General features: G+C 30.5%; 12 protein-coding genes. 10 read left to right on the forward strand and 2 right to left on the reverse strand.

The genetic code is table 11. From position 1 onward, the window contains the following. Positions 1-20: 20 nt before the first annotated feature. Together uvrC and K354_RS0102490 are read right to left on the reverse strand one after the other, a co-directional pair. Positions 21-1823, reverse strand: a complete 1803-nt coding sequence (gene uvrC, locus K354_RS0102485) for an excinuclease ABC subunit UvrC (RefSeq protein ID WP_024953934.1) — start codon at positions 1821-1823, stop codon at positions 21-23. Then, the gene (locus tag K354_RS0102490) at positions 1813-2178 is read right to left on the reverse strand and encodes a hypothetical protein (protein ID WP_245600562.1); all 366 of its coding nucleotides are present in this window, start codon (positions 2176-2178) and stop codon (positions 1813-1815) included. Before K354_RS0102490 ends, uvrC begins: the two co-directional genes overlap by 11 nt. Before the next feature lie 51 nt (positions 2179-2229). On the opposite strand from K354_RS0102490, the gene K354_RS15425 reads away from it, so the two are divergent. From K354_RS15425 to K354_RS0102540, 10 genes are all read left to right on the forward strand, one after another. Further along, positions 2230-2349 (forward strand): lipoprotein, encoded by a 120-nt coding sequence (locus tag K354_RS15425; RefSeq protein WP_483855303.1) that lies wholly within the window; start codon positions 2230-2232, stop codon positions 2347-2349. After that, positions 2350-3798 carry an L-aspartate oxidase gene (gene nadB / locus K354_RS0102500; protein WP_024953936.1) on the forward strand — a complete coding sequence of 483 codons (1449 nt, stop codon included), beginning with the start codon at positions 2350-2352 and terminating at the stop codon, positions 3796-3798. It abuts the gene before it with no gap. Positions 3799-3807: 9 nt separating this feature from the next. Then, complete coding sequence (gene nhaD, locus K354_RS0102505) at positions 3808-5157, forward strand: sodium:proton antiporter NhaD (RefSeq protein ID WP_024953937.1); 1350 nt, start codon at positions 3808-3810, stop codon at positions 5155-5157. 50 nt (positions 5158-5207) lie between these two features. Beyond that, positions 5208-6746 carry a glutamine-hydrolyzing GMP synthase gene (gene guaA, locus K354_RS0102510; RefSeq protein ID WP_024953938.1) on the forward strand — a complete coding sequence of 513 codons (1539 nt, stop codon included), beginning with the start codon at positions 5208-5210 and terminating at the stop codon, positions 6744-6746. 94 nt (positions 6747-6840) lie between these two features. Then, positions 6841-7482 (forward strand): uroporphyrinogen-III synthase, encoded by a 642-nt coding sequence (locus K354_RS0102515; protein ID WP_024953939.1) that lies wholly within the window; start codon positions 6841-6843, stop codon positions 7480-7482. 257 nt (positions 7483-7739) lie between these two features. Further along, the gene (purD, locus tag K354_RS0102520; RefSeq protein ID WP_024953940.1) at positions 7740-9008 is read left to right on the forward strand and encodes a phosphoribosylamine--glycine ligase; all 1269 of its coding nucleotides are present in this window, start codon (positions 7740-7742) and stop codon (positions 9006-9008) included. Beyond that, positions 9008-9463, forward strand: coding sequence for an RDD family protein (locus K354_RS0102525; RefSeq protein WP_024953941.1), 456 nt, complete (start codon positions 9008-9010; stop codon positions 9461-9463). Before purD ends, K354_RS0102525 begins: the two co-directional genes overlap by 1 nt. Next, positions 9453-11558, forward strand: coding sequence for an LPS-assembly protein LptD (locus K354_RS0102530; RefSeq protein WP_024953942.1), 2106 nt, complete (start codon positions 9453-9455; stop codon positions 11556-11558). The genes K354_RS0102525 and K354_RS0102530 overlap by 11 nt, the downstream gene beginning before the upstream one ends. Continuing rightward, positions 11555-12250 (forward strand): phosphoribosyltransferase, encoded by a 696-nt coding sequence (locus tag K354_RS0102535; protein ID WP_024953943.1) that lies wholly within the window; start codon positions 11555-11557, stop codon positions 12248-12250. The genes K354_RS0102530 and K354_RS0102535 overlap by 4 nt, the downstream gene beginning before the upstream one ends. Further along, positions 12251-14491 (forward strand): polyribonucleotide nucleotidyltransferase, encoded by a 2241-nt coding sequence (locus tag K354_RS0102540; RefSeq protein ID WP_024953944.1) that lies wholly within the window; start codon positions 12251-12253, stop codon positions 14489-14491. The last annotated feature ends 95 nt before the right edge of the window (positions 14492-14586 follow it).

Raw genomic sequence — 14586 nt, forward strand, 5'->3', positions numbered from 1 at the left:
AAGACTTGCTTAATATTTACCTATGATTGTAAAAATTTATAAAGATTTTTACTATTTGTTTCACCAATAATGTTTTGTAACTCTAATTGATTTGCTTTATGTATATTTTCAAATGTGCCAAAATATGCAAGCAATTTTTTTATAGTAGCTTCTCCAATGCCTTTTACATTCAAGAGGTCAACTTTCATATCTGAAGAGAGTTTTTTCTTTCTATGCGAACTTATTGCAAATCGATGTGCTTCATCTCTAAGTTTTTGTATAAATTGGAGTCTTTTGTCTGATGGAGGTAATTTAAAATCATACTTTAGTGTATAAATTGTATCGTTTGCTTTTGATTTAGCTCTCATAGCTTTTGCATCTTTTTTTTCTTTGGCTATTGCTAAAAGATCAATCTGCTGTTCGTGCTCTTTTAAAAGAGTATCTGCTAATTTTAAAAGAGTATTTCCTCCATCAAGTACCCATAAGTCAGGAGGAGAATCTTTTTTAAAATTTTCAATTCTTCTTGTTAAAAGTTCTCTCATTTGTCCGTATTCATCACGGTTTTGTAGATTAAAAATTCTATAATTTGATTTTATAAATTTCTCTTCGTAAGTTACCATACATCCAACAGGAGAATCTCCACTTATGTGTGAATTGTCAAAGACTTCTATTCTTATTGGAGTTTTTTTCATATCAAAGAGTTCTTTTATCTCTTCAAGTATATTGTCATTGTTTTTATTTAAATACTGACTGAGTGCTTCTTTTGCATTATCTTTTGCAATATTTGCTAGTTTGAGTTTATCACCAATTTTTGGAGTTTTAATAGATACTTTTTTATTATATTTTTGTTCTAAAAACTGTTCAATATCATTTTTTTCTTCAAATGCATCTGCTGTAATTATTTGTGAATTTATAAGTTTTGTTTTTTCATTATAAAATTGAATTAAAGCTCTTTTATATAATTCTCCTAACTCATAACCATTTGAATTTTTGACAATATTATGTATGCTAGAAACTACTTTTCCTTCTCTTATAAATAGACGCATAATTGAAGCAATATTTCCTACTATTACTATGGCAAAAAGATCAAAGTTTTCTATTTTTGCTAAGTCTAAGTGAATTACATGTAAAGAGTTTTTTATAGATTTTTGCATGTCTCTAAGTGTTGCTGCTTCTTCAAAATTTAAATTTTCAGATGCTTCTATCATTTTTTCTTCAAGCTTTGTTAAGAGTTTTTTTCTATCTATAAGAAGTTCTGTTGCTTCCTCTATTATTTTCATATAATCCATTTTTGAAATTTTTCCAACACAAGGGGCATGACATTTTTCTATTTGATGAAAAAGACAAGCTTTTTTTTCTTTAAGACAACCTCTTTTTTGTACAAGTTTACATGTAAGGTATAAAGCTTTTAAAATGTCATTGGCTGAATTAGAAAAAGGGCCATAATATTTTATATTTCCTTTTTTTTCAACTTTTCTTGTTATTTCAAATCGTGGAAATTCTTCATCAAAATCAATAGCAATATAGGGATATGTTTTATCATCACGTAAAAGTATGTTGTATTTCGGTTTTAGCTCTTTTATAAGAGAATTTTCAAGGATAAGTGCATCGTATTCACTAGGGGAAATTATGAATTCTAATCTTGAAGCTTCACTAATCATCTTAAATATTCTAGGACTCAATTTATTAGCAGGAAGAAGTTTAGGCGTAAACTTAAAGTAACTTTTTACTCTATTTTTAAGTATTTTTGCTTTTCCTATATAAAGTAAGTTGTTATTTTTATCATAAAATTTATAAATACCTGCACATTGAGGCAAATTTTTTAATTCTCTTTCAAGCATTATTTTTTAGTATCTCTTTTCTAATTTGTTCAAAGATGTCATGTAATTCTTTATTTTCTGTGTCGTTTGAGAACTCGCCATGGGAACGCTCAACGTAATAAATCCTTGATTCTTGTGAGTCCATTTTTTTTTTATCTATTTTATTAGAAATAAAAGCTTTGATCTCTTTAAAATTAATACATTTACACTTTGGGTGAAAATTTTCTATCTTATTTAATAGTCCCTTTATTAAATTACGTTTATAATTAAACTCCATTTTTGCACTTGGATGTTTTAATACAAAAAAAAGTGTGTTATTTTTAGTATAGATAAATTTAATAAAATTTGATAGAGAACTAGGAAGAAGCTTGATTAACATATCATAGCACTCCTCTTGCTCTAAAGTTTTTAAAGAAGGATGTTTTTTAAGATGAGAAATTATAGTTTTAGAATCTTTCATATTTTGATTATAACATTTATTGGCTTTGGTATTCTTGGTTGTGGTTACAAAGGACCTCCTAAATATGAAGAAACTACAATGAGCAAATAGGTGAAAACTACTTATGATGTACTTATTATTGGTTCAGGAGTAGCCGGATTAAATACAGCTTTATGTTTGCCAGATGATATGGAGGTTTTGGTACTAAGCAAAGATTATGCTTGGGAGTGTAACACTTTTTATGCACAAGGTGGGATAGCAGTAGCTCCAAATGAAGAGGATATTCCTTTACATGTAAAGGACACTCTTGATGCAGGGGCAGGACATTGTGATATGAAAGCGGTTGAGCTTTTATGTAGTGAAGGACCTAAGGCAATAGAGTCTTTATGTAAATCTGGCTTTCAATTTGATTCAGATGAAAATGGTAATTTACTTTATACCAAAGAAGCTGCACATAGTACAGATAGAATTTTACATGCAGGAGGAGATTCTACAGGAAGAGAGTTACATCTTTTTTTAATGCAATCTCTAAAATTTCCTATTTTATACAATACTCAGGTAATAGACCTTCTTATAAAAGATAAAATTTGTTATGGAGTGCAAGTATTTCATGCAAATAAAATATTTAACTTATATGCCAAAAAAATTGTTATTGCAAGTGGTGGTGTTGGTTCACTTTATGAATATCACACCAATTCAAGAACAATAAGTGCTGATATGCATGGAATTTGTTGTGAACATGGTATAGAATTACAAGATATGGAAATGATGCAATTTCATCCAACAGTTTTTGTAGAAGGAAATGCTGTTAGAAAACAGCTCTTAAGTGAAGCTTTACGAGGTGAAGGTGCAAAAATAGTTGATGAAGATGGCAATAGGTTTCTTTTTTCATATGATAAAAGAGGTGAATTGAGTCCAAGAAATATTGTATCTGAAGCACTTTTTGATCATCATCAAAAAACAAATAAAAAAATATATTTAGATTTAAGTAGCTTTGAAAAAAAACATTTTAAAAAAAGGTTCCCAAGTATATATTTCAATATGAAAAATCTAGGTTTCAATATACCTGATGAAAAAATACCAATATCCCCAGCATTTCATTATGCTATGGGAGGAATAAAAACTGATTTTGATGGAAAAATAAATAATTTACAAGATGTATATGCCGTAGGAGAAATAGCCTCTGTTGGGGTACATGGGGCAAATAGATTAGCAAGTAATTCTTTACTCGAAGGGTTGGTCTTTTCAAGAAGAGTTGTAAGTGACATTTGTAAAACATTTACATGTAAAGAAAAAAATATTGATTTTCCAAATACTGCTGTATCTCTTATAAATGATGGAGATAAAGATTTGAAAAATGAATTAAGAAATCTTATGTGGCAAAATGCAGGAATAGTGAGAACTCAAAATAATTTACAAAAAGCTTTGAATAGAGTAGAAGAAATGTTAAAATTGCAGACTGGAAAGTTAATAAGGCTTCGCCTTTTGACTTCAAGGGTTATAATAAAGAGTGCATTAAGGCGTAAAAAGTCTTTAGGTGCACATTATATTAAAGGGTAAGGGAAACGTATGAAGAGAATCTTAACATTATTAATGTTAGCAAGTGGTGCTTGGGCATCAGGGGGAGAGGCATTGACAGGAACATGGGTTGGTATTTCTTGTTTAGTGATTTTTATAATGGGTTATTATATAATTGCAGCAGAAGAGACATACCATATAAATAAAGCTAAGCCAGCACTTTTTATTGGTACATTTATTTTTATGCTAATTGGTGTTTACTTTTTTATGAATGGTTTAGATAGAGAAGCTCTCCATCATGAAGTGAAACTTCTTATCTTAGAAATTGCAGAAATATTCTTTTTTTTATTTGTTGCAATGACTTACATAGAAGCATTAATAGAAAGAAATGTCTTTAATACTTTAAAATATAACCTAGTATCAAAAGGCTATTCTTATAAAAAACTTTTTTGGTTAACAGGTGTTATTGCATTCTTTTTAAGTCCGATTGCGGACAACTTAACAACAGCACTTATTCTTTCTACAGTGTTAATTACAATTGAGCAAAAAAATAAATTATTTTTAGTACCGGGTGCTATTAATATAGTAGTTGCAGCAAATGCTGGTGGTGCTTGGAGTCCTTTTGGAGATATAACAACTCTTATGGCCTGGACTGCAAAAAAGGGAGAATTCGTAGATTTTATATTCTTATTTCCTGCAGCTGTAGTTGGTTGGTTAATAACAGCATATCTTTTATCTCTTTATGTTCCAAAAGATAAACCAAATTTTGATGCAGATAATGAACCTAAAGTATCAATTTTAAAAGGTGGTAAAATTATCATTGGATTGGGAATATTTACAATTTTTTCTGCAGTAATGGCACATCAGTTATTTCATCTTCCAGCTATGTGGGGAATGATGTTTGGTCTTTCTTTACTTAAACTTTATTCTTACAGATTAAAAAGAAAGCATGATGAACATATAGAAATATTTAAATCAGTAAGTAAAATAGAAAACGATACATTACTATTTTTCTTTGGTATTTTAGCAGCAGTTGGTGGTTTACACTTTTTAGGTTTCCTAGATTTAGCAGTTAAATTATATGATACAGCAGGAGCAACTACAGTAAATATTGGTGTAGGTTTTCTTTCCGCTATCGTGGATAATGTACCTGTTATGAGTGCTGTTTTGAAATCTAACCCAGAGATGGGTATTGACCAATGGATGTTAGTAACTTTAACAGCCGGTGTAGGTGGTAGTTTAATTAGTTTTGGATCTGCTGCTGGTGTTGGTGTTATGGGAAAACTTAGAGGGATTTATACATTTTCAGCTCATATGAAATATTCTTGGACGGTACTTGTAGGATATGTGATTTCAGTAATCATTTGGTATGTTCAATTTGAGATATTTGGACTTATGTAACAGTGTTTTTATAAAAAAATTAGATGATAAATTATAAGGATAAGAATTAAATGAAAGAAGTTCCAATAGTAGTTTTGGATTTTGGCTCACAATATACGCAGCTAATAGCAAGAAAATTAAGAGAAGAGGGTGTTTATTGTGAAATAGTACCTTATAGTGAAAAAATAGAAGATATTAAAAAAAGAAATCCAAAAGGGATTATTCTAGGAGGAGGACCAGCATCTGTTTACGCTGAGGGTTCTTATCATCCTGATAGTGAAATATATAATTTAGGCTTACCAATTTTAGGTATTTGTTATGGAATGCAATTGATTAACCAATATTTTGGTGGTAGTGTAATTCCTGCAGATCATCAAGAATATGGAAAAGCAAAGTTAAGCTTTCAAAGTGACCATGGTATCTTTAAAGATACAACATGTGGCCAAATAGTTTGGATGAGTCACGGTGACAAAGTTGATAAACTTGCCGAAGGATTTTGTAAAATTGGATTTAGTGAAAATTCACCTTATGCTGCGATTGCTGATGAAGATAGAAAAATTTACGCATTCCAATTTCATCCAGAAGTATATCATAGTGTAGAAGGAACAAAACTTCTTAAAAACTTTGCTAAATATATTTGTAAATGCGAAAGCACATGGAACATGGGCTCATTTGCAAAAGAAAAAATTGAAATCATTAAAAAGCAAGTTGGCGATAAAAAAGTTTTATGTGCTGTAAGTGGAGGTGTTGATAGCTCTGTTGTTGCAGCTTTATTAAATGAAGCAATAGGCGATAAATTAGTTCCTGTTTTTGTTGATAATGGACTTTTGCGTTATAAAGAACGTGAACAAGTTGAAGCCATGTTTAAATCAAAATTAGGTGTTGACCTTATTACGGTTGATGCAAGTGAGCAATTTTTATCTAAGCTAAAGGGTGTTACTGACCCTGAAAAGAAAAGAAAAATTATAGGTGAAACTTTTATTGAAGTATTTGATAAAGAGGCTAAAAAACATGATGGTATTGAGTTTTTAGCACAAGGTACACTTTATACTGATGTAATTGAATCTGTATCAGTAAAAGGTCCTTCAAAAACTATTAAATCTCATCATAATGTTGGTGGTCTTCCTGATTGGATGACATTTGAACTAGTTGAACCTTTAAATGAAATTTTTAAAGACGAAGTAAGAAAGTTAGGACTTGAATTAGGACTTCCAAAAGATATGATAAGTCGTCATCCTTTTCCTGGACCTGGACTTGGTATTAGAATAATGGGTGAAGTGAATAAAGAAGATTTGAAGGTTTTGAGAAAAGCAGATGTGATTATGCTTGAAGAACTTCACTCAACTGGATATTATGAAAAAACATGGCAAGCATTTACTGTACTTTTAAATGTTAAAAGTGTTGGTGTTATGGGTGATAATAGGACTTATGATAATACTGCTTGTGTAAGAATTGTAGAAGCGACAGATGGTATGACAGCAACTTTTGCTCATATTCCTCATGAAATACTTGAAAATATTAGTAGAAGAATTATCAATGAAGTTGATGGAATAAATAGAGTAGTTTATGACATCAGTTCAAAACCGCCAGCAACTATTGAGTGGGAATAGAATATAAAATGTTCAATAATTTAATTTTTTTCATTAATAGTTGTATTAAGGTTTCTGTGAAAACCACCAGCAACTATTGAATGGGAATAATAGTTTGAATATATACCTCCTTAGTGATACTTATCATGAGGGGGTAATCAATTTACCTCAAATCAAGATTACATGTAAAGCTATAAATCTTGATTTGACCTCTTATGATGCACTTATTTTTAGTTCTAAAAATGCAGTTAAGGCACTTTGTGAAACAAATAGTGATTGGAAAAAAATACCCTCTTATGCAATAGGTAATCCAACAGCAAATTACATAAAAGAAAATGGTGGGTTTGTAGAGTATATATCTAAAAGTGCTTATGGAAATGATTTTGCCAAAGAGATAATAAAAAACTTAAAAGGTAAAAAAGTTCTTTTTTTAAGAGCTAAAAAAGTTCTTTCAGATTTAGAAAATATATTAAAAAAGGCACAAATAGATATAGCTTCACAAATAGTCTATGAAACTACATGTAATGATGAGAACAAATTCTTAACATTGGAAAAAAAATCTATTTTTATTTTTACGTCGCCTTCGACGGTAGAGTGTTTTTTTAAACATTATAAATGGGATAAAAGTTATAAAGCAGTTTGTATAGGCAAAGTAACAGCAAAAGCACTTCCTTTAACAATAACTCCTTATATAAGTGAAACTCAGACAATTCAGTCGTGTATTACACTTTCTAAAACATTAATTAAGCAAAGTTAACATATAATTGATATAAGATTATTAATCACTCCTGGGTGAAGCGATAACCGTATTAATGAGGGTCCAACAGATTGTATTTGTGGAACGTGTATCTTTTTGGTGTGTCTGTGATTTTGTTTGAACTTTTGAAAAACAGTGAGAAGTTGTAGCCTAAAAAAAAGGTTAGTTCTACGTCGTTGGCTTTATATGGGCCGCAGCGTAAACGGGGCGCCCACTCGGGTTTTAAATTTTAATTAGTATTATATTTTGGAGTTTTAATGGATATTTTGGTTATTGGTAGTGGTGGACGTGAATACTCTATAGGTCTTGCATTGAGTAAAGATGAAAATGTTGGTAAACTCTATTTTGCCCCAGGTAATGGTGCTACATGTAGACTTGGTGAAAATATATCAATTGAAGATAAGGAAGAATTAGCAAACTTTGCTAAAAATAATAATGTGGATTTAACGATAGTTGGTCCAGAAGCTCCTTTGGTTGATGGACTTGTAGATGTTTTTAAATCACATAACCTAACAGTCTTTGGTACTTCAAAAGCAGCTGCACAACTTGAAGGTTCTAAAATTTTCATGAAAAACTTTTTAGCGAGAAATCAAATTCCAACTGCTGCATATATTGAAACTCAAGATGTTCAAAAAGCAAATGATTTTATAGATACCCTTGATACTCCTATAGTTGTTAAAGCAGATGGCTTATGTGCTGGTAAAGGTGTTATTATTGCACAAAGTCATGATGAGGCAAAAGCAGAAGCAGCCGATATGCTTAGTGGTGAGAGTTTTGGAGATGCTGGAACTTCTATTGTAGTAGAAGAATTTTTAGATGGGTATGAGCTTTCGGTATTTGCTATTTGTGATGGGGAAAACTATAAAATACTTCCTGCAGCACAAGATCATAAAAGATTGTTAGATAATGATGAGGGACCAAATACAGGTGGAATGGGTGCTTATGCTCCAACTCCTTTAATAAACGATGAATTATACAAAAAAATAAATGAAAGAGTAGTAGACCCAACTCTTGCTGGTATGAAGGCTGAAGGGTATCCTTTTGAAGGTGTTCTTTTTATTGGGCTTATGATAATAAATGGTGAACCCATTGTACTTGAATATAATGTACGTTTTGGGGATCCTGAATGTGAAATACTTATGCCTCTTATAAAATCTCCAGTGAGTGATCTTTTTTATAAGGCAGCCACTAAGGATTTGGAAAATTTAAATATAGAATTAAGTGATAAATATGCCGTATGTGTTGTAATGGCAAGTGAAAATTATCCATATAAAAGCTCAGTTCCTGCTGAGATTATTGTAAATGAATCAATAAATAAAGAGATAAAAAAAAATACACATATTTCATATGCAGGTGTGAGTTTAGAAGATGGAAAATTGTTTGCAACAGGCGGAAGAGTTCTTCTTTGTGTTGGTCTTGGTGATAGTATAAAAGAAGCAAGAGATAGAGCATATTCAAGATGTGGAGATATTCATTTTGTTGGTAAAAAATTTAGAAGTGATATTGCATATCAGGCACTTAAATAATGACAGAAGAAGAGATAATAGAAAAATTTGAAAGAGAAAATATAACTCTAGCTCCTATTTCTAAACGTTTTTTTGCTCATGTTATTGATATGTTTTTAATTAATATATTGATTAATATATTGTATTCAGGCTCATTAGAAAACTTTACTGGAAATGAAGAGCAAATTGATGCTTTAATGAAATTACTATTTATAATCATTACATTACATGTAGCATATCAAACTTTTTTTGTTTATATGTATGGAGCTACTTTGGGTAAGATATTTATGAAAATTAAAATTGTAGCGACGTATGATTTAGAAACTCCATCTCTAACAAATGCTTTAATTAGAGCTATTATGAGAAATGTAAGTGAGATTGTTCTATTTTTAGGATTTTTCTGGGCTTTAACAAATCCGAAAAGAGAGACATGGCATGATAGAACTGCTCAAACATTGGTTGTAAATGTTTTTTAAAATAATAGGCTATTTATTAATAGCAATAATTGCTTTACAAGCTAGTGATCAAAAAGTAGAAATTCTTGCAAATACTTTAGACAAAATAGGTACAATGATACATGCTAAAGATGATGTTGTACTTTACAGTGAGAAGTATATTATAACAGCAGATGAAGCTTATTACGACCACAATAGTAGTGATTTAGAACTTATTGGAAATATTACTATTATGGAAGGGATAGATTTCTCTTCAAGAAGTGGATATGCCAAGTTAAATTTAAAAAATGATAGTGGTAAACTAACTCCAATGTTTGGTTATAGTGGAGAATCTAGATTATGGGTTAAATGTGATACGAGTACTTTTGATGAAAAGTATTATTTATTTAATAAGTCAATAACATCAAGTTGTGATGTTAAAAATCCAGATTGGAAAATTGGTTTTACATCAGCTGAATACAATAGAGAAAGTAAGTTTTTGCATATGTATAATACTCTTTTTTATGCAAAAGATGTGCCTATTTTTTATCTTCCATATTTTGCATTTCCAACTGATAAAGAAAGAAGAAGTGGTTTGCTAAGACCAGATATTGGATTTGGTAGTAGCGAAGGCTTGTATTATCTGCAACCAATTTATTTTGCACCACAAGTAAATTGGGATTTTCAGTTAAATCCACAAATTAGAACAAATAGAGGTGTAGGGCTACATGGTAAACTTAGATTCGTTGATTCTGCTTACTCTGCAGGTCAAATAACTTTAGGTAAATTTAAAGAAAAATCAAAATATGCGGAAGAAAATGATTTAAAAAATGTAAATCATTATGGTTATGCTATTGAATATGATAGAAGTAAATTGTTTAGTGGATATATAGATGATGAAGCTGAAGATGGTTTATGGTTGGATTTTAATTATCTTAATGATATAGATTATTTAAATACTATGAATAAAGAAGATGAAGATGAAGATCAGTTAATTCAATCAACTATGAATTATTATATAAAACGCGATCTAGATTATTTTGGTTTATATGCAAAATATTATATTGATACATCTAAAGTTTCTAATGATGATACCATTCAAGAAATACCAACTTTTCACTACCATCGGTTTACTAACAGTATTTTAGCCGATAATGTTTTTTATTCAGTTGACTATAAAACAACAAACTTGACTAGTAAAACGGATTTAGATGCAATTACTCATCAAGTAGATGCCCCAATCACAATATATTTTCCTCTTTTAAATGATTTTTTACATTTTAAAGCAAGTGAGAATGTTCATATCGCAAAAATAAATTATGAAAGAGGGTTAAAAGAAGATGATGGTAGTGTCGTAGAAAATTTTCATACGTTATCTTTGTATACAGAATTAGCAAAAGCATATGATAATTTTTTTCATACTATTTATTTTGGAGTTGATTATACAATACCAGGAAACAACAAAAAAAGTGATGGTTTTATACGAATAGAAAATGATACTAGTTTAGATGAATTTGACTCTTTTTTTCTCAATAGGCGAGAAAATTTATCAATAAACTTAGTAGAATATTTTTATAATTCAAATGGAAGAAAAATAGTAAGTCACTCATTAAAACAATCAATTATACTAGATGATTTAGCAGCAGATGAGTATAGATATCAAGATTTAAGTAATGATGTGCAATTTTATTTTTCAAAGGATTTAACCTTAAAAAATCTTTTGAATTATTCACATAAAAATGCAAGGTTTTCAAAATTACAAACATCACTTAATTGGACATTAGAAGAGTATTCATTGAGTTTTATTCATACTTATCAAAAAGATGAACAAAATGAAATAGATAATTATCTTACTTTTTCAGTCAATACAGATTTTGTAAAAAATTATAATTTATTTGCCAGTACAAATTATGATATAGAAGAAGACTATTTTAAATCTTGGCAAGTTGGCTTGATTATGAAAAAGAAATGTTGGGATTATAGGCTTACTTATAGAGAAGAGAGAACACCTAAGTTAACGAGTGCTGGTAGTGATTCAACGAATAAGAAAGGTGTATATTTGATGTTTAATTTATATCCTATTGGTGGAGTTCAATATGGATTTACTAAAGAAACTAAAACGGATACCACTGAATGATACAAGCTTTAAGTGAGATTAGTTTTAAAAACAGGGAGGATGCGGCAACTAAATTAGTTGATGTTTTGCCAAAAGATCAGATGCAAAATGATGATTGGTTAATAGTTGCAGTTTCTACTCAAGCGGTACCAATAGCAAATGAAGTTGCTAAAAAATTAAATTTATATTATGATTTGCTTTTTTTTGAGCATATATGTGCCCCAAATAATAGTAAATGTACTATTGGTATGGTAAGTGAAACGGAAGAAATAGTTTTACATAATGAGCTTGTTGATTCTTTTGGAATCAATCTTGATTTTATCTATGGGGAAGCTCATAGAAGGTATGAAGAAAAAATATTACCAAAAGTATATAAATACAGAAAAGGAGATTTAATTGGTTCACTAGAGGGGAAAAATGTTTTATTAGTAGATGAGGGTTGCGAAACAGGTATGACTATAATGACAGCAGTTAAAACAGTTATAAATGGTGGGGCTAAATCAGTAGCTTATGCTACACCAATACTTTCAAATGACGTAGCTATATCTCTAGAACCAGTGACTGATGAAATATTTTCTGTACACAAAGTTATAAATTTTGTTGATGTAGATTTTTATTATCAAATGTTAAAAGAGTTAGACACAGAGGATGTGTTAGAAATAATTAGTAATAGCAAAAATTATTTGCCGTTTCAAAAAAGAGGAGAAAAATAAATGGAATATAAAATAGAAGTGAATAATCAAGAAGAGATTTATGACATAGGAAAAGTAGCAAGACAAGCTGCTGGTTCTGTTATGTTAAAAATTAAAAATACAGTTATTTTAGCTGCAGTATCAAGAGATGATACCCCAGTAGATGGTAACTTTGTTCCATTAACTGTTCAATACATAGAAAAAACATATGCTGCGGGTAGAATACCTGGTGGATATATTAAGAGAGAAACAAAACCAGGTGATTTTGAAACATTGACTTCAAGAATTATTGATAGAAGTTTACGTCCACTTTTTCCTGATGGGTATGCATATCCTACACAACTTACACTTTTTGTACTTAGTTGTGATCCAGAAGTTGATTTACAAGTAGCTGCTTTAAATGCTGCAAGTGCTGCAGTATATCTTTCTGATATACCAATCAATAAAAATGTAGCTGGTGTAAGAATAGGTTGTATTGATGGACAATACGTTGTAAATCCGAGCAATACAGAATTAAAAAATAGTTCTTTAGACTTGTATGTGGCTGGTACAAAAGAAGAACTTCTTATGATAGAGATGCGCTCAATCGCAACTAATGAAAGTATTCCAATGCCAATTGCAGCAATTGATCCTATGCTTGATCCTGCATTAAGTGAGAATTTAGTTGCAACACAAAGTGCAAACGAATTTGATGAAGATGCTATTTTAAAAGCAATTGATGAAGCTCAAGCTGCAATTACTGCTGCAACAAGTGCATATGAGACTATTTTTACTCCTCTTAAAAAAGAAGATGCAATACTTGAATATAAAGCTGATTTAAAAAATGACTCTATTTATGCATATGTTGATGAATTTTATAAAAATGATGTGAAGCGTGCAATTGAGAAAATGGCAAAAAGCGAGAGAGCAAGAGATTTAGATGAAATTATAAAAACTATTATGGCTGATGATATTGCTGTAACTGAAACTTGGGAAAAAGAATTAGTAAGTGCAGTTGTAAATGAGTATAAGAAAAAAATAGTTCGTGAAATGATTGTATTTGAAAGAGTAAGGGCAGATGGAAGAGATCTTACAGAAGTAAGACCAATTAGCATAGAAACAAATTTACTTCCAAATGCACATGGTTCATGCTTATTTACTAGGGGTCAAACACAAGCATTAGCAATTGTGACCCTAGGTGGAGATAAAGATGGACAAATGTATGATAAGCTTACAGAAAAAAATGTAGAGACTGATGATTTCATGGTCAATTATAATTTTCCAGGATTTTCAGTGGGGGAAGCAGGACCTCTTAGACCTCCAGGACGTAGAGAATTAGGACATGGTAATTTAGCTCGTCGTGCGTTAGAGCCTCTTTTAGATGTAAATAGATTACAAACTATTAGATTAGTTTCAGAAATATTAGAATCAAATGGTTCTTCATCTCAAGCAACTATATGTGGTGGTTCACTTGCTCTTCGTGCTGCGGGATTAAAAACAGAAAAATTAGTAGCAGGTATTGCTATGGGTCTTGTTTTTGAAGGTGATAAACATGCTGTTTTAACTGATATTATGGGGCTAGAAGATCATGATGGAGATATGGATTTTAAAGTAGCTGGAACAAGAGATGGTGTTACAGCACTTCAAATGGATATAAAACTCGGTGGTGTTTCTCGTGATGTTTTAAAAGAAGCACTGTACCAAGCAAAAGAAGGTCGTGATCATATTTTAGAAATTATGGAAAAAGCAGATGAGGAAATAGTTATCAATAATGATATTTTGCCTAAGTTAGAGCTTTTTAGTATTGATCCTTCAAAAATTGTTGATATTATTGGACAAGGCGGCAAGGTTATTAGAGAATTAATTGAAAAATTTGAAGTATCAATTGACCTTGAACGTGAAAAAGGTGAAGTAAAAATTGCAGGTGGCAGTAAAACAAAAGTAGAAGCTGCTAAAACAGAAATTATGGAAATTGTTAATAAACCATCATTTGGTGGCCGTGGTGGCGGAAGAGATAATAGAGGTGGAGGACGTCCACGTCGTGAAGAAAAACCAGTTCCAACATTTGCTGAAGGAGAAGTTGTAGATGGTAAAGTTGTAAGAATTGTTGATTTTGGTGCATTTGTACAACTTCCTGGTGACATAGATGGACTTCTGCATGTAAGTAAAATTGCTGATCATAGAGTAGATAAAGTAAGTGATTACTTAGAAATTGATCAAGCTGTAAAAGTAAAAATATTAAAACAAAATGGTAGAAAAATAGAATTAGGCTTGGAAAAATAAAATAAGCTTAATCATTTTTTAACCATAAATTGGGTAAAATCCCAACGAAACAAAGTGTTAAGTAGGGATACGCAAGCCGAACGGACTTTGTAAAA

The sequence above is a fragment of the Sulfurospirillum arcachonense DSM 9755 genome, assembly GCF_000597725.1.
GTDB classification, from domain to species: Bacteria; Campylobacterota; Campylobacteria; order Campylobacterales; family Sulfurospirillaceae; genus Sulfurospirillum_A; species Sulfurospirillum_A arcachonense.

Coding starts and splice junctions, on each gene's coding strand:
- purD (WP_024953940.1), top strand. CDS start 7,740: ATGGATATTTTGGTTATTGGTAGTGGTGGACGTGAATACTCTATAGGT.
- K354_RS15425 (WP_483855303.1), top strand. CDS start 2,230: ATGAGAAATTATAGTTTTAGAATCTTTCATATTTTGATTATAACATTT.
- K354_RS0102490 (WP_245600562.1), bottom strand. CDS start 2,178: ATGTTAATCAAGCTTCTTCCTAGTTCTCTATCAAATTTTATTAAATTT.
- K354_RS0102535 (WP_024953943.1), top strand. CDS start 11,555: ATGATACAAGCTTTAAGTGAGATTAGTTTTAAAAACAGGGAGGATGCG.
- guaA (WP_024953938.1), top strand. CDS start 5,208: ATGAAAGAAGTTCCAATAGTAGTTTTGGATTTTGGCTCACAATATACG.
- K354_RS0102540 (WP_024953944.1), top strand. CDS start 12,251: ATGGAATATAAAATAGAAGTGAATAATCAAGAAGAGATTTATGACATA.
- K354_RS0102530 (WP_024953942.1), top strand. CDS start 9,453: ATGTTTTTTAAAATAATAGGCTATTTATTAATAGCAATAATTGCTTTA.
- K354_RS0102525 (WP_024953941.1), top strand. CDS start 9,008: ATGACAGAAGAAGAGATAATAGAAAAATTTGAAAGAGAAAATATAACT.
- nhaD (WP_024953937.1), top strand. CDS start 3,808: ATGAAGAGAATCTTAACATTATTAATGTTAGCAAGTGGTGCTTGGGCA.